Raw genomic sequence first — 17,979 nt, forward strand, 5'->3', positions numbered from 1 at the left:
TTAAGTACAACTTTAACTAGCAATGTCAGGCTGAAATTTCACAAATGATAGAAAATTATTCAATGTTGGCGATAATATCTAAGTAAAACTGCAATAAACGCCATTAAACATCATTCATCAAGTTACAGTGGTTGCCCAGAGAGATAAAAAAGAAAACCCCAGCGCAAGCCAGGGTTTGATAGCGAATCAAAGTTAGTGCGTTTCCTCTGCACAAAACAGAAAAACGAAAGCGGTTATTAATTGTTGGAAAGGCGCTTCAACGCATCAACAATCGGATAGTCAGCCGGACACAAGGTGTAGCCATTGATCTCATCACGCCCAACCCACTTAGCATCTTGGTGGCTGTGCAGAACAAGCTCACCCGAGACCCAATGTGTCAGATAGCCTTTGAGATGGATAACCTTGTCGCCATAATCGAACACACTGTCAGCCAGAAACTGTCCGGTGGTGGTTTCAATAGCCAACTCTTCCTGAAGTTCACGCTCCAAGGCCTGTTCATCGGTCTCACCGGCTTCTACCTTGCCGCCGGGAAACTCCCACAAGCCCCCCTGGCTGGCATGCTCGAAACGCTGGGTCAGCAGGTACCTTCCCTGCTTTTCAATCACGCCTGCAACAACCAAAATTTCTGATTTAGGTTTATCTGGCTTGGCTTTGTCTTGCTTAGCAGTCACCGTATTACTTCCCGCAGCACTGCTTGAACTTCTTGCCGCTTCCGCAAGGGCATTGATCATTTCGGCCTGTTTCCTTGAATGGGTTAACAGCCTGCGCCGCATTGCCTTGCTGTAGATCGTCGGCAGCCATTACCACTTCGGTCAGCATCAGTGGTAACTGAGCGTAGAGTTCTTCTGGTGCAGGCATACCAGTAACCCCAGCTTCTTGCATCTGCGCCAAGGTATTTTCCTCGTCTAACATCAGCATTAAAGTAGTAATCAATGCCGATAGCATACGCATGGTGCCATCATTTAATGGCTGCTCGGCCCAGCTTGGCTCAATGTGTGGCCATACCGCCAGGAAACCCTCGGCAAATTGCTGCATCGCTTCTGTTAGCTCACCTGCCTGCTCAAAACTCAGTTCTGAAGGCAGTTCGAATTCACCGGCCTTAATATGGCGGTACTGCAGCTCAAAGTGGTTCAAAACCGCCATTTTGTCATCTTGCTGTAGCGCTACCGTCTCACCTTCATCGACACCGCCAGTGATCAGCACAGGTAGCCAGTTCTCTGGGGCCAATGGTTTTGGGTTTGCATTGGCTGCCAATAGTGCACCTTCTATAAAAGTGGCAGGCATGCCATCCCAAGCCTCGGGTAACGTCATTAGTTGTGTCATGGTCGGTTCTCATAAATCTGTTTCGTCGGCTGATTATAACGGTTTTTGCGCCAGAACAGGAAAATGGTGACAAAAAGACAAACCTATTGAACTTTGTGGCAAATGGTGGCAAAAAAGATGGAGTTATCATCAGGATGGTGGAAATTAATGACAGGTAGCAGTGCAATAATCGCTGGCGGTAGTGGATTGGTCGGTGATGAGCTTTTACATCTTCTTCTCAACCAGCCCGAACTGGAGGCTGTCTATGCTCTTTCTCGGCGTGAGCTCCCCCTGCATGGCAGCAGGCTGCACCAGATCATCCATCCTGAACTCCGTGTCACCGAATGGGAGGACTCTTCTCCTACCCCGACCACCGGCTTTATTTGCCTAGGTACCACCAAGAAACAAGCCGGCAGCAAGAAAGCCCTAGAAGCAGTGGACTACCAATTGGTCAAAGACGTCGCCAAAACCATGAAGATGCTGGGTGTCCGGCATATTGTTGTTATCTCCAGTTTGTTTGCCAGTCCTTGGTCTCCCTCCCATTACCTGCGCTGTAAAGGGAAAATGGAGCAAGCATTGGTGAAAATGGGCTTTGAGCACTGCATCTTTGTTCGTCCCGGCCCACTCAAAGGCGAGCGCAGCAAACCAAGAAAAGACGAGCTGATGGTCCAAGGGATCTTCGATGTCTTCCATCCGCTGGTCATTGGCCCCCTCGCCAACCTTGACCCTATTCCGGCAGAGCAAGTGGCAAAGAAAATGCTGGCACTCGCTCAAGAGGCCCAGCGGCACGAATTGCCGAAGGTATTTACCCTCTCTGGCCGGATGCTATTAGACAAGCCCGCCATTACCCACTAAAATCTCGCACCCAAGCGGCATGGCGCTGATCTGCGGGATCAGCCCTCGCCTATACTTTTGCACATTGGCACTAAGAGAAATCACATGCGAGTAATTCTAGGCCCGATGGAAGGTGTCCTTGACCACCTGATGCGGGAAATGCTGACAGATATCAATGATTATGATCTGTGTGTCACGGAGTTTGTCCGTGTGGTTGACCAGCTCTTGCCAAACAGTGTGTTCTACCGTCTGTGCCCAGAACTGCGTCAAGGTGGTAAAACGGCCTCCGGCACGCCTGTTCGTGTCCAATTGCTTGGTCAAGATCCTGACTGGTTGGCAGAAAATGCCCACCGAGCTGTTTCGCTGGGCTCTCCAGGTATTGATATCAACTTCGGCTGCCCGGCCAAATCAGTAAACAAAAGTCGTGGCGGTGCTGTACTGCTGCAAGACCCGGGCTTGATGTATGACATCGTCAAAGCCGTGCGCGGCGCGACCGATCCCCGTTTGCCGGTCACAGCCAAAGTTCGCCTCGGCTGGGATGAACCAAGCCATTGCTACGAAATAGCCGATGCAGTTGCCCAAGCCGGTGCCGATGAAGTCGTGGTGCATGCTCGTACCAAGGTCGATGGCTACAAGGCCGACACCATCAAGTGGGACTATATCCGCAAGCTAAAAGCAAAGGTCAAAACACCGATTATCGCCAACGGCGAGATCTGGAATTACCAAGATGGCCAGCGCTGCATGGAAGTCACCGGCAGCGACGCGCTGATGGTATGCCGCGGCGCCATCAACCTGCCAAACCTCGGCAATGTGGTTAAGCACAATGAAACTCACATGCGCTGGGAAGATGTACTACAACTTCTGTTGAAGTACTCGACCTATGAAATCAAAGGCGACAAGGGCCTGTATTACCCGAACCGCATCAAACAGTGGTTTGCCTACCTACGCCATGAATACCCGCAAGCCAAGGAGCTGTTTGCCGATATCCGCAAGCACAACAAAGCGGCACCTATCGTCGAGATCCTACAGCGTAGCTATGCAAACTTAGCGGCATAAAGCAAAGCTTCTAATAACGACTATTCAAACACAAAAAAGCCAGCAACATGTTCATGTGCTGGCTTTTCTATTTCAAGGCATTATTCCCAACAGCGTATACAAGTATTACGCCCTGCGCTCGCGCCGGATCTGATCCAATGCATCCTGCACTGTATCCAGCTCTTCATCGGTTAGCTCGCTAAATGCAGCGAGATAAGCCAGCCGGGTCATTTCATTTTTGCGCCGGCGCTCTTCATGCTCGTGAACCTTGTAAGCCCGATTGGCCTGGAAATGCTGGAAGAATCGTTCGATATCCTCCACTGCCAAGCTTGACTCAGGCTTGAGGTAATCAGTCATGATTTTCACGAAGTTGTCCGGCAGATGGATATTGAACTTGGGATCCATCGAGTAGATGAACGACAACTCCATCGCCTGTCGGTTTTCTTCCCGGCAACGCCAAAACTGTACCGTGCAGCCATGGGTAATTTGCACCTCTCCAACCTTGTGGAGGGATTGCAACGCTTGACCGACATCCGGCGCACTACCGACTAGCAGACATTCAAAGCCCTGAGAAATGGCATACACGCCACATTCCCGTGGCAATGTCTCGCGATTGACCATTGAGCACTGGTGGCTTGGCATTGGAATTCTTGGCTTATACGCCCGCCTTAGAGCACTCATTCAACCTACCCAATATAATCATTTTGAGTAAGTATCCATATGCAGGCATTTTTTTCAAGATCTAGAAGAAAAAACGTATAAGACCAATAACCTAAGAGGCGTAGGGAAAGATGTGAGGCTGCTTAAGGAAAGGTAACTTAGCTTCCCTCTTCATTACACATCGTAACTAAAGAAGGAAGCTGAAAATCGAGTCAGGACTAGCGGTTCGGGTGGTTCAAAATGTGGTCTTCCCAGTCGATCACATCAATCTCGTAAACCACGCTATCACGCACCGATTCGCCGGCAGCATGCATGGCGTCTTTCGATCCGGTCAGCAGCGGGTGCCACTCTGGTAGATCCTTACCTTCTGCAAGCAGGCGGTAGGCACAGGTGTCCGGTAACCAAACGAACTCGTCGATACGATCACGGGTTAGCTTTAGGCACTCTTCGCCTGATTCGAAGCGATTCGGGTAGTCTTTACAAGAGCAGGTCTTGTTGTCCAACAAGCTACAGGCAACATTGGTGTAGTAGATTTCATCGGTATCATCATCGATCAGTTTGTGCAGGCAGCATTTACCACAGCCGTCACATAGCGCTTCCCACTCCTGATCGGTCATGTCCCTCAAATCTTTCTCTTGCCAATAGTGTGTCATCACGTTGCCTTCTGTTGCTTTCTACCTTGTCTTCAGTTGCCAAGGCTATCATTGAGGCGGTTTTATAGCTTTCGCACCTGCAAAGTGCAAGCACTTCCGGCTCTTTACTCTCAATATCACCATGTAATAAGAATCACTCTTATCCAAGGTGGCCAAAGTCACTTTTTTTTGATCCATAGCGGCGAGAGTGGTAACGTTCGCAACCGTTTTAATTAGTGTAGATGAGTGGTAAGTGATGGAGTGTCGACTAGGCTGTGGCGCATGCTGTATTGCACCGAGTATTTCTTCTCCGATCCCCGGCATGCCAAAAGGTAAACCGGCCGGAGTTCGCTGCATCCAGCTCAATGATGATAATTTGTGTAAGATTTTCGGCAAGCCAGAACGTCCTACCGTGTGTCATCAATTTAAAGCCTGCCCGTCACTGTGCGGGACGAGCAACAAGCAGGCATTGGAAAACATTACCGAATTAGAAACTATGACCTAAACCGCCATCTTGCCGGTTAGGATACGTAAAACAGATTTGGCGTGCTCTACTGCCTGATGACCCGAATAGGTCAAGTAGCCGCCATCTTCCTGAGTCACCAACCCCTTGGCATACAAACGCTGTGCGGCAGCTTTCATTTCCGGTGCGGCACCGCTGTGCACTTTAATCCCCTCCAAATCGCTGTGCATCGGGAATTTCACTAGCAGGTTCATCTCGTGAACCAAATCGGCATTGTACGGCATGCATTTCTCTCTTACTGAATTAACCTAACAGTAATACTAGCGGCTTATAGCCAGAAAAGTAGGTAGCAAGATCAATTCACGTGCATCCAGAAAGCGAGCAAGATCATATTTTTGCTATAAAAAAACCGCCCCTGAAGGACGGTTTTTAAAATATAACTTGGTCGTATTACGCCTGGATACCGACAATCAACCAAGGTGCGTTTGGCGTACGCAGGTCACGCTCAAGGTGCCAGATATCTGTAATATCTTCTTCCACACCTTCATGACGGTCTTTGTAGCGGCCAGAGAACTTAATACTCAGCTGGGCGATGTTGGCATCGTAGTCGGCACGTACTAGCTCGGCATCGACATACATCACTTCAGTGTGCTGCTCGCCGTCTAGCTTGGCACGCTCGGCAATCAAATCGTCAAGCAGCGCAGGGCTGACATACTCTTTGATCTTCGCCAGTTCATTGTGGTTCCATGCCCCCTGGATAGTACGGTAATGCTCACGCGAACCGTTGAGGAATGCATTCATGTTGAAGCCCGGAGGCAAGTTGAACGGTACGTCGCTGTCAGTTGACACGTACTCTTCCTGTGCCATACCGCCTTGGTTCGCCTGCTGGCGGAACTGGTTAGGTTGCTGTGGCTGGCGCGGGGAGTTACCGGCATAAGCCTCGCGGTGGCCCATCGGGGTCGATTTGGCACCACGCAGGGTTTTGAACAACTTGAAGATAACAAAGGCAATCAAGCCCAAGATCAAAATATCCATGAACTGGATACCTTCAAACGCACCGCCAAAGAAGGCTGCAAGCAATCCACCAGCCAATAGTCCGCCTAACAGGCCGCCCATTAGTCCCTTCTTGCTTGATTTTGCTGCCTGATTAGCACCTGGCTGTTGCTGCTGTCTCAGGGTGTCCGTTTGTTGTGGTTGCTGCTTTTTCACTGGCGCAGTTTTAAAGCTTTTGCCAAATGATTTACCGCCACCAAATTTCTTTGCCTCAACCTCAGGCGCAACGAATGCAACCGTCAGGATCAGGGCAAAAACTGTGAAGATGCGTTTCATTTGAATGAATTACCTTTGCCTCATATTGGAGATTGCATCGTAAACCGCTGCAACTGAATGTCAACCAAACCACACAAGCAAATTGTTACTAATATTAATTATCGATGAAATAGTTTCAAGTCATGCTCGATTGGATTAGTCTTTAACCATAATAACTTCAAAGTGTTAATAACAATTTTGTAGGCGGAATGACTTATGCAAGATACGCACAGCAAACTGATCGGATATCTATTATGGATTTTCGGCTTTACCGGCGCCCACCGCTTTTACTACGGTAAACCGGTCACAGGGACCATCTGGTTCTTCACCTTGGGGCTGTTAGGTATTGGCTGGTTGATTGACCTCTTTCTGATCCCATCGATGGACCGCGAGGCAGACTTACGATTCCAGGGCGGTGAGATTGACTATACCGTCGCATGGCTACTGCTAACTTTCCTTGGCGTCTTTGGTCTGCACCGGATGTACATGGGAAAATGGCTTACCGGTATTTTATATCTGTGTACCTTCGGTTTCTTCCTGATCGGTATCCTTGTCGACTTCTGGACCCTCAACGACCAAGTCTCGATTCAAAACCAAGAGCGGCGCCGCGCATAACCCTGGCTGAAGATCAGCGCTGTAAAAGTAATCAATCACAGTGCCAGCATTCAAAAAAATGCTGGTATCTGCCATGACTGGGCTCACATCTCACCAAGTAAATGTTAGAAAAGGTTATTACGCAACATATGTTGCTTGACCTATTCTTGTTGAAAACACTAAAATATCGAACAATGTTCTAATTATTTTTTGCCTTTTAGCAAAAAAACTTATTTCGCATCATACCCACTCAGGTTGGGCATATTACAATTAAGCAAAATAAGACTTAGTCGATTAAGAGTAATTTCGATGGCAAGACGAAACGACCATACTCGCGAAGAGTTGGTAAGTATGACACTGGAGCAAGTCAAAAACTTTCTCGCTGAACACCCACACCACGAACTCAGTCTACGCAAAGTCGCAGGCATGATAGGCTATGTGCCTAGCACCTTGGTCAATGTGTTCGGGAACTACAATCTACTTCTGCTGCATGCGGTAGCCCAGACTCTGGATGAGCTATTCGCCGAGGCAGAAGCGGAAATGAAAGAAGCTTCATCAGCGGAAGATGCACTCAAGCGCCTTGCTTACTGTTATCTTGACTTTGCCTCGCGGAACCCATACCGCTGGCAGCTTATTTTCCAACATACGATGAACGGTGAAGAATTGCCTGAATGGCAGTCTGAGCGTATCAACAACATGACAGGTATGCTGGAAACCCTGATCCACCAAATCAACCCAAACCTAAGTAGTGATGAAACCTTGGAAGCCAGCCGCGTGATCTGGTCTGGTGTTCATGGTATCACCCTGCTGTCTGTTGACGACAAACTGTTTACTGCTGTGCCAGTCGATGGCAAGGCATTGATTGATAACCTGTTAAACACTTACCTCAACACTTGGAAAGGGTAATTGATTTAACCGTTATACAACCGTATCTGGTCTAAGCTTAGGCCAGATACCTATACTCTCATGTCAACAAGTGATAACGTCTTTTTCAACCCGCACTACCTGCGGTGACTACTTTTGATGATCCATCCGAACTCAGGCTAAAGTATTCATGTCAGATCAGTCTCGACTCCTAACCCAGCGGCGCTTCCTGCCCTACTTCCTTACGCAGGCCTTCGGGGCGTTCAACGACAACATCTACAAGAATGTTCTGCTTATCCTTATCGCTTTCGCTGCCCCTGGAACCTTGCCGGTAGACAGCGATTTGGTTATCAACCTGGCTGCGGGCTTATTCATTCTGCCTTTCTTCCTTTTTTCCGCAACCGCCGGGGTGATCACCGATAAATACGATAAAGCCAACATTATGCGCGTGGTGAAGATGGCTGAGATCATCATCATGTCTTTGGCTGCGATTGCCTTTATCAGTGAAAACTACACGATGTTGCTGATCTTATTGTTCCTGATGGGCACCCAATCAGCATTTTTTGGTCCAGCCAAATACGCTCTACTTCCCCAGCAACTGAAAAAAGAAGAGCTGGTTTCCGGTAATGCCTTAGTCGAAACCGGTACCTTCCTCGCCATTCTTATCGGTACCTTGCTGGCAGGTGTGATAGCCAACCAAGAGCAGGCAACCTATATCGCTGCAATCAGCGTGGTCAGTTTCGCCATCATTGGATATCTCTGCTCGCAAGGGATCCCTTCGGCTAAACCAAGTAATCCAGACTTGGTATTCAAATGGCAACCAGTCAAACAAACCCGCAAAACGCTGGCGATTGCCCGCAAAGACAAAACCGTATTCCAATGCATCATGGGGATAAGCTGGTTTTGGTTCCTCGGTGCTTGTTACCTGACGCAATTTCCGAACTTTGCCAAATTACACCTTGGCGGCAATGCCGCATCGGTTTCCTTCCTGCTTACTCTATTTTCGATTGGTATCGCCGTTGGCTCGCTGCTATGTGACCGGTTATCAGGCCACCGCATCGAGCCGGGCATCGTGCCGCTGGGTAGCATGGGTATCACCTTATTTGGTGCCGGCCTGATGTTCAGTACACCGAGTGTGTTGCCTGAAACCCAGCCGATCCTGCAGTTTATTACTGACCCTCAGCTATTAGGCGTATTTGTGTGCCTAACCATGCTTGGCGTATCTGGCGGTATTTTCATCGTCCCGCTGTATGCCATGATGCAACACCGCGCCAAGGAAGAAGAGCGGGCCCAGGTGATTGCAGCCAATAATATCTGGAATGCCATTTTCATGGTGGTCAGTGCGATTAGCGGCATTGTGGTACTGTCGGTGCTGGAATTCACCATCCCGCAGTTCTTCCTGATCTTATCGGTGCTCAATCTGGTAGTGGTCGTCTACATCTACGTACAGGCCCCTGACTTCTTCTGGCGCTTTATGGTTTGGCTCGTCAGCCACACCATGTACCGTGTGACCCACAAAGATCTGAAAAATATCCCGGAAAGTGGCGGTGTACTCATTGTTTCCAACCATGTCAGCTACATGGATGCCCTGCTGCTTGCTGGTGCCTGCCCGCGCCCAATTCGTTTTTTAATGGACAGGGATATCTATAACCTTCCTATGGTCCGAACCTTCTGCCGAGCCTGTAAAGTGATCCCGATTGATGCAACAGATAGAAAATCGGTCATGAAAGCTTTTGTGGGCGTGAGCAAGTACCTCGAGCGTGGTGATGTTGTGTGTGTCTTCCCTGAAGGCCAGTTAACATACGACGGCGAGATGGGCCCTTTCATGCGCGGAATTGATTTGATCATCAAGCGTTCTCCAGTACCTGTGGTGCCAGTGGCAATCCAGGGACTATGGGGCAGCTTCTTCAGCCGAGAAGGTGGTCGAGCGCTTCTGAAAATCCCTAAACGCTTCTGGTCAAAGGTTACGATTGTTGCCGGGGAGCCGATTCTGCCTGAAAAGACCAATAGTAGCCAGCTAAGGGAGGAAGTGCTGACACTGCGTGGGGAGAATAGATAATTTCCCAAACCGTTAGTTCCTATTAGAACTAAAATTCAACATTTCTATTGGCAAAATCCTCAAACTAACAGCACTCCTAAGCTTGGGAGTGCTGGCTTGAGAAGCGTTATACGATTCCAAGTGATTAAGCCCAAGAGAAGTTTGGTAACTTACTTCAACTATTCTTGGGAAAATCTAGGTATCGAGATCTAGTGCCACTAAAATAAAAAATATAAGCTTAGACTTAGACGGGTATACAGATGAAAAAAGCAGTTATTTTAAATGATACTTCATTTGAATCACATCATGGTTGCGAAACAGTTGTAAAGAACATAAAGGCACTTTTACTCCAAAATGGAATCCAAACTATAGATACTCACCCTGTCGGAAAGCCATGGGTAGAGAATAAAAGCTTTATCGCAAACATGTCTCAAGCTGATATTGTTATTGTTAATGGTGAAGGTACGCTACACCACTCCCAACCTAGAGCTAAAGACCTCATATCCGTAGGACAGTATGTTAAGGAAAACTTGAATATACCCGTAGTCCTTATTAATTCAACATGTCAGGATAATAACAATGACATTATTGAGAGTATGAAATGCTATGATTTGATTTTTGTACGAGAAAGCTTAAGTCAAAAAGAATTAGCCCAGTATGATATAGTGTCAACTGTAGTACCAGATATGTCGTTTTATTCTAAGTATAACTTGTCGAATAAGGAAGTTACTGGAGGAGTCGGTATTACAGATAGTGTCTATTTCGACTTGAGTGAGACGCTGTTTGATTTAAGTTTAAAAGAAGGCTATGAATTTTTGCCTGCTAAAACGAACAGTAAAATTAGAAAACATACTTTTTATGCTTTGTTTAAGTATGCTAAATCTAACTTATTTAAAGCTGTTAGATATCCATTTTACAAGCTAAATCTGATTAAATTTAAATATAAAAAAATCAGAAAATTCTATTACATCAATGATTACGACAGTTATGTTAATAAGATAGCAAGTTCAAAATTCATGATCATTGCTAGGTATCACTCTCTTTGTTTCTCGTTAAAAACTGTAACACCATTTTTAGCATTAAAATCTAACTCTCATAAGATTGAAGGTATTTTATCAGATGTGGGAATAGAGAGCTCTAGAATTGTAACCGCATCAGACATAGCTTCAACTGAATTTAGAGAGTTCACTTCAGAAGAAGAAGCAAATATTTTACATTACATCAATGAGGCACCAAAAAAAATAGAGGGAATGTTCATAGAGATAAACAGCTTGATAGAGAAATAATACATTGTACCCTATCGCATTTCCTCATCCTAAGGACAAGCTGATAAACCGAGTATCTCCTCGGTTTTCATAAAAAAGCCGTTCCAGTCAGCGATCAACGCTTTGATTAGCAAGGTGGCTGTCACTTCTCAGCATTACGGTCGCAGTCAGGCCAGTGGACATATGCCTCTGGCCTCTTCTGTGAATTACTGCTGCCGGGACAACCATTCTGCCAGCTGCTTACGGGGTATTTTGATCCCTCCCGTGCTCAAGTGAGCAGGCAAAGCCAAGTACTTCACCGGACGACACAGACCCATCATTTGCTGCTGCATATAACCAGCCAGTTCATCTGATAAAGAAGTATCTAGCTCTCTTGAAGTCGCCACGATGGCAACTGGGCGTTGACCATATTCCTTGTCCTCAACTGGCAGGACAAATGCCTGGTTCACCTTGGGATGAGCCAACAGCACTTTTTCTATTTCCTCTGGCTGGATATTCTCACCGCCAGAGATAAACATGTTGTCCTTGCGGCCGAGAATAAACAGCTCCTCGTCACGCCAGCTGGCCAGATCTTTAGTCGCGAACCACTCTTGCTCCGAGAATGGAAAGATTGTCCGGTTACGGTAGTAGCCCAAGCCCAATGTCTTGCCTTTGACCCAGACTTCGCCATCTTTAAGCATCAACTCTCGGTTTGGCAGCACGGCACCGACACCGGCACTGCTATCGGCAAGCTTAACCGTGACTGTCGAAGCCATTTCGGTCATGCCATATCCGCACCAGCACTCAATGCCCGCAGACTTGGCTCGTTCAGTCAGGCTCACGGGGATCACGGCACCACCAAGCAATACCCGCTTTAACAACAAGGTAGACACATCGCTACCCTCCAGCAGGCGCTGGAGTTGAGTTGGCACTAATGAAGCATGGGTGACCTTGCTGAGAGCTTGCTGCAAATCTTGCGATGGCTCGACAGCCAGTTGAGCACCACGGTATAACCAGCGCCAAACAATCGCCATGCCGGAGATATGAAATAACGGCAATGACAATAACCAACTGTCATCGACATCAAACCTCATCCAGTTAAGCAGGCCAGCCGCACTCGCCAAATGACTTTGCGCGCTGTGCACCACCGCTTTAGGCTGACCAGTAGAGCCCGAAGTCATGGTCAAGGTCGCCGCCCTTGTGGCTTGCCAAGTCACCGGTACCATTCGCGGTGTTTGCGGCGGTAACAGTTGCAAACGGGGCGACAGTTTTAGGGTACTCGCTTGCTCAAGGTTACTCTTGGCAGGATGCCAGATAAAATCACACTCAAGCTGAGCCAGTTGGCTAGAGAGTTCCTGTTGGCTCAATCTAGGGTTCAAGCCAACAAAGCGGGCACCGGTACGCAACACCGCCAGCAGCAACCAGATCACCGAGACTGAGTTTGGTGCAACCACAGCCACTAGCTGATCACGTTTGAGCCCTTGCTCAACCAAGCCTTGGGCGTACTCTTCAACCCGCTCGGCCAATTCCGCCCAGCTAAATTGCTGTTCACCACAAGAGCGGTCTCCAAACGAGAGAGCGACCGCTGACGGTCGCTCTTTTGCCCAGTGCTGCCATGGCCAGGTAGAAAAGGTTATATCCATAATCTCCTCCACCGGCAAGTTCAAGGTTCTTTCGTTCAGCATGGCATCAAGGGCTACTTGGACCATACCACGTCCAGTTCCGCCAAGGTTTTCAGCGGCAGCTCGCACTCAGGCCATGGCGTTTCCAGCTGGCTCAAGAACAACTGCATGGTATCAAGGCCTGGGATCACTCCCGGTGTCTGCCATTCAGCAAAACGGGCCAGCTGATTCAAACCTAAACTGGTTTCCATGCTCGAGCTGATCACAGCAGTAAGGCCGTGCTCATGGGCTTGCTTAACCAGCTCCATACAGCGCTGGACACTACCCACTAGGGTCGGCTTGATCACAATTGCCACCACACCCGGCTCGGCTTTGACTTCGAAACCTTCATCACGCACGGTTTCATCCCATGCGATGTTAATGCCGGTTTCCTTAGCGAACGCCAAGCTGTCAGCCGGTGTCTGGCAAGGCTCTTCCAAGAATGCAATACCGCCACGATTTTCCGGTTTCACGTATTTGGCAAACTGCTGGGCCTTGAGCGGAGTCCACTGGCGATTGGCATCCAGACGCAGGCGAATACCCGGAATGGAATCGACAAACATATTGGCAACCATACCGTCGCGAACCGCTTCGTACATACCCACTTTGATTTTGGCGACCTTTTCACCCGGCATATTGTTTAGGGCAATCACCAAATCATCTGGGTCGCCAGCACAAAGTGGTGCTACCGTGAAGTTACCGACTTGCGGCAAGCCGCCTTGCAGTTCTAGCTGTGCCATGCTCAGGCCGAACGCAACAGATGGAAGTGCATCAGCAAGGTCAAACGCCTCACCCGCAACCCATTGCTCCAATAACGCTTTGGCTTGTTCACCAGCTTGCTCTGCAGTCTCTTGGCTGAACTCAGGCAATGGCGCAATTTCACCATAAGCCTTCTGATCGCCGTCCTGCAGTTCGACAATCCAACCATCCCGGTTAACCAAACGTTGGGTACGGAGGATCACGCCGGAGTCCATAGGAAGCTGGTATTGGTAAAGTTTCGCGCTACGCATCATAAAATTCCATCTGCCTTATTCTTGAATAAGAATGTGCTAAAAAGTTCTTGAAATAAAGTCGTCTACAGCTCTGGCGAATAAGTATGGCTGTTCAACATGAACATTGTGGCCGGCATCTTCAATCACCTGATAAGACAGATCAGAGCCAGCGGCCAGAAGCGTAAACTTTTTGTCTTTCTCTCCGCAAAGATAATGCACAGGGATAGATAACCCGGTTAACTGAGGTTGCAGGAGAGGTTGCTTGGCTAATGATGTAGCCAGTAGCATATGTGCTATAGAAGAGCCAAGATTATCACTGCGCTTGGCAATCAAACCTTGTCTTTGGTCATGGTTCAGTGATGAAAATACCGGTTGCTGATACCAATCGGCCAATACTTGGGTAATCGGTTCATTGGCAAAGCGCCGAGCCCAGCGCTGATCGTTCTCCCAGCGTGCTGCCCGAGCATCTTGAGGCAAACCGAAATGGCCACCTTCCAAAATCATTCCGCACAGCTGCGGCGCTGCTGAAAGAGAGGGTTCAGACAAATCAGCCGCGTGACGACAGGCATGATACATCGACATCCTTGCACCAAGCGAGTAGCCAACCAGAATATATCGCTCAACCCCACGTGCAGCTAGGGTACTAGAAAGCCACAGGCTGACTTGCTCAAAGCCCAGCTCAAGACCAGCCTGTAAAAACCGACTATGGCCATGGCCCGGCAGATCAATGGTTAAACAGCGGTATTTACTACTTAACTGATTGATGACCTGTTGCCAGTCGCGGCCTGAGCCGAGCAAACCATGCAGGAACACCAGTGTTGGCTGGGCAGGGGTACCGTATGTTTCAGAGTACAGGTGCTCATTGTGCATTGCGGATGAAGACGGGCTCTCAGAGTAAGGTCGCATGCTTGATCTCGCTAAAAATCGCCCGAAGCAACTCGCCACTTTCTCCAGAGGGGGTCTGAACTTCAACAAGCGTAGCTCCAACCGAGGACAAGCCATGCTCAATAGCTTGCTGGGCTTCATCCAACGTCCTAGGCCAAGCGTAGCCCAAGCCAAACATACCTGCAGCTTGGTCAAAACTCAGGCCGTGAGGCATTCGATACAAGCTATCTTTCTGGGCATCCGGTACGGGAAGCAGATCAAAAATCGCCCCGCCATCGTTGTTGGTCACCAGCACGACAAGAGGTTGAGTGACCTCTTTTAGTAATGCCAACGAATTAAGATCATACAGCAACGAGGTATCACCCAACACACAGAGCATCGGCTGGCTAGAGGCACGCTGTACACCGGCTGCCGTCGCTACCAAACCATCAATCCCAGATGCACCGCGGTTGGCAAACGTGGCCGTTTGCGGCATACGACCGAACATATCCAGTAAGCGAACAATCAAGCTGTTACCCAAAAACAATGTCGTATCCGGGCTAATCCAATCCATCACATTGGCCGCTAGGCTGACTTCATTCAGCGCGGTGTATTTACCTTGAGCCGTCGTCAAGCACTGACTTGAAGCGGCCTTAAGCCTATCAGCCCAGCCATGATGAACAGCAGTAGAAGCTTGCGTGTGTTCAGCAAGCAGGCTGGCAAATCCAGCGACATTGGCCTGAATGCGGGTTGTGACAGCAAAACTAGGGTCCAGCGGGACGGCTAATGGATCCACCAGCCAATAATCCTGCCATTGTTTCGCGCCAAGCAACTGCCCTAGGCGCTTGGATACCAAGCGGCCGCCAAACTGAATAATACTGTCCGCTTGGATAAGGTACTCTCGGCAGGCATCGTTTTGTAGCCAAACATCAAACCCTGCCCAATCACTGCTGCCACCCGCTTGCGGATCAGCCAGCAAAGGCCAGCCCAATACCGAGGCGATCTTGCTGACCGCATCGAATTCGTCCGGGGCAATACGGCCGGCAATTACTATCCCTTTTTTGCCTTGCAAGGATTGCCATTGCCCGGCATCAAAAGCCATTCCGTTTCTTTCGGCATCCATGTACTGGGTAAAGCGTGACTGGCCTGATAGCCAATGCTGGACAGGCTGAAGGTAATCCGAGAAATCGCACTCATCACCGTAAAGCGGCTCTGGGTAATGACAATTGAAATGTACCGTCCCCCCGCGCTGGGATTGCTGGTGCATCACCTTATCAACGGTTGCAAGTAGCCATGCAGGGCTTATTGCTTGCGTAGGTGACGGGATATCTTCAAATGCCGTCACATGAGAGGAGAAGATACCGTGCTGACGGATAGCCTGGTTGGCACCACAGTCGATCAGCTCTACGGGACGGTCAGAGGTAAGCATTACCAACTTTTCCCCTGTCAGACCGCTCTCGGCAACCGAGGGCAATAAGTTGGCTACAGCAGTACCAGATGTCACCACAACCGCGACTGGCTCATTGGTCGCCTTGGCAAGACCAAGCGCAAGAAAACCCAGACCGCGCTCGTCAAAGTGGGTATGAATAGATAATTTGCCATTTTTAGCCGCTGCTAATGTCAACGGCGTAGAGCGTGAACCAGGGGCAATACAGATATGCTTGACTCCATGGCGCACCAATTCTTCGAGCATCAGCCCTGCCCACAACTGGTTCAAGGCTGCTCGTGTCGAAACCCCATTGCTCATGCAGTCCGGCGCTCCCAGTCAGGCTCATCGCTCGCCAAAAGGCTGCAAAGGGTTGATGTTTTACGATCCAGCTCTTTCCACTCGCTATCAGCGGTCGACCCCGGAACAATGCCAGCACCAGCGAACAGGTGAAGCTCATCACCCATGATCAATGCACTGCGTATCGCAACACAGAACTCACTACGACGGGCGCCTAAGAAGCCGACCGCACCACTGTACCAACCACGGGCAAACGGCTCATTCTCGCTAATAAAGTCCAAGGCTTTGTCCCTTGGCAAACCGGCAATAGCCGCCGTTGGCTGAAGGCTATCAAGCAGATCTGAGTTTTCAACCCCATCATTGAGCTGGGCGTCAATACCCCGCTTGAGGTGCTGTACCTTACGCAAGCGGATCAGCTCTGGTGTTTGGGCGACATTCATGCTGATACAGCGCGGCACTAAGCGATCAACAATATCGTCTACCACCAAGCGGTTTTCGTAACGGTTCTTACTGTCATCAAGCAACCATTGCGCCAAGCGGTCATCTTCGGCGAGATCAGCACCACGGCCAATAGTACCGGCCAGCGCTTCGGTTTGCAGATCTTGCTCCTGGCGCAGGAACAGACGCTCTGGCGTTGAGCCAACAAAGCAGTGCTTGGCATCAAGAGCCATCATAAAATGAAAGCTGTTGTGATTGCTGTCGCGGCTAGCCTTGAGCAACTGGGCCGGAGAGACCGGTGTATCGAGGGTCAGCGTCGTTTTACGTGCAAGCACGACCTTCTCGAACACTTTTTGCGAGATAGCCTCAAGAGCATTGCCAATCATCTGCGACCAGCCAGAAAAGTCTGGGCTATAAGTTCGCCCCAAAATCTTGCTGGTGATCTGAGGAACCTCAGCAGTATCCAGTGTCAGCTGGCTCAATGCATCCGTCACTTTGTCCTGGCTATCTTCAGTCAGGTTCACAGCAATATTCCAGCCGCCGTCCAAACGGAAGATTTCCAGTACTGGCAAGAAGAAAAAAGAGGGCATGCAACGTCTGTTGCGCTGGGTGCGGCCATCAAACGAGCGACCACCCCAAATTCGCTGGCCATCAGACAAAATGGTCTCGGCAGCTTTTGGATCGGTGAATGTTTTTATTTGCCCAAGCGCCACTACTTCCTCACGACAGTCGCGCGACTGCCAGTAGAATTTTGGAAACAGAGGTTGGGATTCCATCCAATCAATCAGATCGGTATTGGCCGGAAGATCCAGCTTTACCGTAATTCGTTGAGTTGTTGGCGTGGATTGTCGAATTTTTTCAAGTAGTAACTCAACGGCTTTTTGTAACGCGGTCAAGGTAACCTCACTCAGCTCTCAAGCACAGAATTGGCTCATCCCTGGCTGATGGTAAATGGCTAATCAATTAGCATCTTTCGCCCTATATGTGATCCCCCAGCAAGTCATACAGCTGTAAGCAATAGACCACATACCGAATGCTGGCATTCTACCCCAGATCTCGCATTCTGACTAATAAAGTAATGACTCAACATGAATCTTCATATCTCATCACAAATTTCTGCTTCTGGCCAATTTCCCCAACGCGGAAGCAATCCCCGCTTAACCAGATATTATTTTGCCAGCGAAATCGACAAATACGGTTTAAATCGCACCATTTTTTGCTGAAATCTCCAGCATTTCCCTGCATTGTAATATTTTATTCTAAACAAAGAGGCAAATAGCCCCTGTTTTTCTAGCCAGCCAGTGGATCCTACCTGACAATGTAG

The 17,979-nt window shown here is 49.0% G+C and carries 18 protein-coding genes; 7 read left to right on the top strand and 11 right to left on the bottom strand.

Annotated elements, in window-relative coordinates; translation table 11 throughout:
* Positions 1-236: 236 nt before the first annotated feature.
* Positions 237-731: a (deoxy)nucleoside triphosphate pyrophosphohydrolase gene (locus ACXAD4_RS13620; RefSeq protein ID WP_475242123.1), complete on the bottom strand. Its 495-nt coding sequence runs from the start codon at positions 729-731 to the stop codon at positions 237-239.
* Positions 676-1,323, bottom strand: coding sequence for a YecA family protein (locus ACXAD4_RS13625; protein ID WP_475242125.1), 648 nt, complete (start codon positions 1,321-1,323; stop codon positions 676-678). Before ACXAD4_RS13625 ends, ACXAD4_RS13620 begins: the two co-directional genes overlap by 56 nt.
* Before the next feature lie 117 nt (positions 1,324-1,440).
* Here ACXAD4_RS13625 and ACXAD4_RS13630 point away from each other — a divergent pair, with 117 nt between their 5' ends.
* The gene (locus ACXAD4_RS13630; RefSeq protein ID WP_475242127.1) at positions 1,441-2,157 is read left to right on the top strand and encodes a Rossmann-fold NAD(P)-binding domain-containing protein; all 717 of its coding nucleotides are present in this window, start codon (positions 1,441-1,443) and stop codon (positions 2,155-2,157) included.
* An 84-nt stretch (positions 2,158-2,241) separates the two neighbouring features.
* The gene (gene dusC / locus ACXAD4_RS13635) at positions 2,242-3,192 is read left to right on the top strand and encodes a tRNA dihydrouridine(16) synthase DusC (protein WP_475242129.1); all 951 of its coding nucleotides are present in this window, start codon (positions 2,242-2,244) and stop codon (positions 3,190-3,192) included.
* Between the two features lie 105 nt (positions 3,193-3,297).
* On the opposite strand, the gene ACXAD4_RS13640 is transcribed toward dusC, so the two are convergent.
* Positions 3,298-3,813, bottom strand: coding sequence for a hypothetical protein (locus tag ACXAD4_RS13640; RefSeq protein WP_475242130.1), 516 nt, complete (start codon positions 3,811-3,813; stop codon positions 3,298-3,300).
* Positions 3,814-4,049: 236 nt separating this feature from the next.
* Entirely contained in the window at positions 4,050-4,484 is a 435-nt protein-coding gene (locus tag ACXAD4_RS13645; RefSeq protein WP_475242785.1) for a YcgN family cysteine cluster protein, read from the bottom strand.
* Between the two features lie 235 nt (positions 4,485-4,719).
* Between ACXAD4_RS13645 and ACXAD4_RS13650 the strand changes: the two genes are divergently transcribed.
* Positions 4,720-4,968: a YkgJ family cysteine cluster protein gene (locus tag ACXAD4_RS13650; RefSeq protein ID WP_475242132.1), complete on the top strand. Its 249-nt coding sequence runs from the start codon at positions 4,720-4,722 to the stop codon at positions 4,966-4,968.
* Here the strand turns inward: ACXAD4_RS13650 and ACXAD4_RS13655 are convergent.
* The gene (locus tag ACXAD4_RS13655; protein ID WP_317522226.1) at positions 4,965-5,210 is read right to left on the bottom strand and encodes a TIGR02647 family protein; all 246 of its coding nucleotides are present in this window, start codon (positions 5,208-5,210) and stop codon (positions 4,965-4,967) included. The genes ACXAD4_RS13650 and ACXAD4_RS13655 overlap by 4 nt on opposite strands.
* 166 nt (positions 5,211-5,376) lie before the next feature.
* On the bottom strand, positions 5,377-6,255 hold the full coding sequence (locus ACXAD4_RS13660) for a Tim44 domain-containing protein (protein WP_475242134.1): 879 nt from the start codon (positions 6,253-6,255) through the stop codon (positions 5,377-5,379).
* 195 nt (positions 6,256-6,450) lie between these two features.
* Here ACXAD4_RS13660 and ACXAD4_RS13665 point away from each other — a divergent pair, with 195 nt between their 5' ends.
* From ACXAD4_RS13665 to ACXAD4_RS13680, 4 genes are all read left to right on the top strand, one after another.
* Complete coding sequence (locus ACXAD4_RS13665; RefSeq protein ID WP_475242137.1) at positions 6,451-6,849, top strand: NINE protein; 399 nt, start codon at positions 6,451-6,453, stop codon at positions 6,847-6,849.
* 288 nt (positions 6,850-7,137) lie between these two features.
* Entirely contained in the window at positions 7,138-7,734 is a 597-nt protein-coding gene (locus ACXAD4_RS13670) for a TetR/AcrR family transcriptional regulator (RefSeq protein ID WP_475242139.1), read from the top strand.
* A 148-nt stretch (positions 7,735-7,882) separates the two neighbouring features.
* Complete coding sequence (locus tag ACXAD4_RS13675) at positions 7,883-9,751, top strand: MFS transporter (RefSeq protein ID WP_475242141.1); 1,869 nt, start codon at positions 7,883-7,885, stop codon at positions 9,749-9,751.
* A 239-nt stretch (positions 9,752-9,990) separates the two neighbouring features.
* Positions 9,991-11,016, top strand: a complete 1,026-nt coding sequence (locus ACXAD4_RS13680) for a polysaccharide pyruvyl transferase family protein (RefSeq protein WP_475242144.1) — start codon at positions 9,991-9,993, stop codon at positions 11,014-11,016.
* A 185-nt stretch (positions 11,017-11,201) separates the two neighbouring features.
* On the opposite strand, the gene menE is transcribed toward ACXAD4_RS13680, so the two are convergent.
* From menE to ACXAD4_RS13705, 5 genes are read right to left on the bottom strand one after another with little or no spacing between them, the layout of a single operon-like run.
* Positions 11,202-12,617: an o-succinylbenzoate--CoA ligase gene (menE, locus tag ACXAD4_RS13685; protein ID WP_475242786.1), complete on the bottom strand. Its 1,416-nt coding sequence runs from the start codon at positions 12,615-12,617 to the stop codon at positions 11,202-11,204.
* 53 nt (positions 12,618-12,670) lie between these two features.
* Complete coding sequence (gene menC / locus ACXAD4_RS13690) at positions 12,671-13,645, bottom strand: o-succinylbenzoate synthase (protein ID WP_475242145.1); 975 nt, start codon at positions 13,643-13,645, stop codon at positions 12,671-12,673.
* 39 nt (positions 13,646-13,684) lie between these two features.
* Positions 13,685-14,533, bottom strand: coding sequence for a 2-succinyl-6-hydroxy-2,4-cyclohexadiene-1-carboxylate synthase (menH, locus tag ACXAD4_RS13695; RefSeq protein WP_475242147.1), 849 nt, complete (start codon positions 14,531-14,533; stop codon positions 13,685-13,687).
* Positions 14,517-16,238, bottom strand: coding sequence for a 2-succinyl-5-enolpyruvyl-6-hydroxy-3-cyclohexene-1-carboxylic-acid synthase (gene menD / locus ACXAD4_RS13700; protein WP_475242148.1), 1,722 nt, complete (start codon positions 16,236-16,238; stop codon positions 14,517-14,519). Before menD ends, menH begins: the two co-directional genes overlap by 17 nt.
* Positions 16,235-17,551 (bottom strand): isochorismate synthase, encoded by a 1,317-nt coding sequence (locus tag ACXAD4_RS13705; protein ID WP_475242149.1) that lies wholly within the window; start codon positions 17,549-17,551, stop codon positions 16,235-16,237. Before ACXAD4_RS13705 ends, menD begins: the two co-directional genes overlap by 4 nt.
* Positions 17,552-17,979 lie beyond the last annotated feature (428 nt).

This window comes from Photobacterium sp. AWH4_225, from assembly GCF_056158405.1.

Excerpts from the sequence above, each read along its gene's own strand:
- ACXAD4_RS13680 (WP_475242144.1), top strand. The coding sequence starts at position 9,991 with ATGAAAAAAGCAGTTATTTTAAATGATACTTCATTTGAATCACATCAT.
- menH (WP_475242147.1), bottom strand. The coding sequence starts at position 14,533 with ATGCGACCTTACTCTGAGAGCCCGTCTTCATCCGCAATGCACAATGAG.
- ACXAD4_RS13660 (WP_475242134.1), bottom strand. The coding sequence starts at position 6,255 with ATGAAACGCATCTTCACAGTTTTTGCCCTGATCCTGACGGTTGCATTC.
- menE (WP_475242786.1), bottom strand. The coding sequence starts at position 12,617 with ATGGATATAACCTTTTCTACCTGGCCATGGCAGCACTGGGCAAAAGAG.
- ACXAD4_RS13630 (WP_475242127.1), top strand. The coding sequence starts at position 1,441 with ATGGAGTTATCATCAGGATGGTGGAAATTAATGACAGGTAGCAGTGCA.
- ACXAD4_RS13655 (WP_317522226.1), bottom strand. The coding sequence starts at position 5,210 with ATGCCGTACAATGCCGATTTGGTTCACGAGATGAACCTGCTAGTGAAA.
- ACXAD4_RS13645 (WP_475242785.1), bottom strand. The coding sequence starts at position 4,484 with ATGACACACTATTGGCAAGAGAAAGATTTGAGGGACATGACCGATCAG.
- ACXAD4_RS13675 (WP_475242141.1), top strand. The coding sequence starts at position 7,883 with ATGTCAGATCAGTCTCGACTCCTAACCCAGCGGCGCTTCCTGCCCTAC.
- ACXAD4_RS13665 (WP_475242137.1), top strand. The coding sequence starts at position 6,451 with ATGCAAGATACGCACAGCAAACTGATCGGATATCTATTATGGATTTTC.
- ACXAD4_RS13650 (WP_475242132.1), top strand. The coding sequence starts at position 4,720 with ATGGAGTGTCGACTAGGCTGTGGCGCATGCTGTATTGCACCGAGTATT.
- ACXAD4_RS13670 (WP_475242139.1), top strand. The coding sequence starts at position 7,138 with ATGGCAAGACGAAACGACCATACTCGCGAAGAGTTGGTAAGTATGACA.
- ACXAD4_RS13625 (WP_475242125.1), bottom strand. The coding sequence starts at position 1,323 with ATGACACAACTAATGACGTTACCCGAGGCTTGGGATGGCATGCCTGCC.
- menD (WP_475242148.1), bottom strand. The coding sequence starts at position 16,238 with ATGAGCAATGGGGTTTCGACACGAGCAGCCTTGAACCAGTTGTGGGCA.
- dusC (WP_475242129.1), top strand. The coding sequence starts at position 2,242 with ATGCGAGTAATTCTAGGCCCGATGGAAGGTGTCCTTGACCACCTGATG.
- ACXAD4_RS13620 (WP_475242123.1), bottom strand. The coding sequence starts at position 731 with ATGATCAATGCCCTTGCGGAAGCGGCAAGAAGTTCAAGCAGTGCTGCG.
- ACXAD4_RS13640 (WP_475242130.1), bottom strand. The coding sequence starts at position 3,813 with ATGCCAAGCCACCAGTGCTCAATGGTCAATCGCGAGACATTGCCACGG.
- menC (WP_475242145.1), bottom strand. The coding sequence starts at position 13,645 with ATGCGTAGCGCGAAACTTTACCAATACCAGCTTCCTATGGACTCCGGC.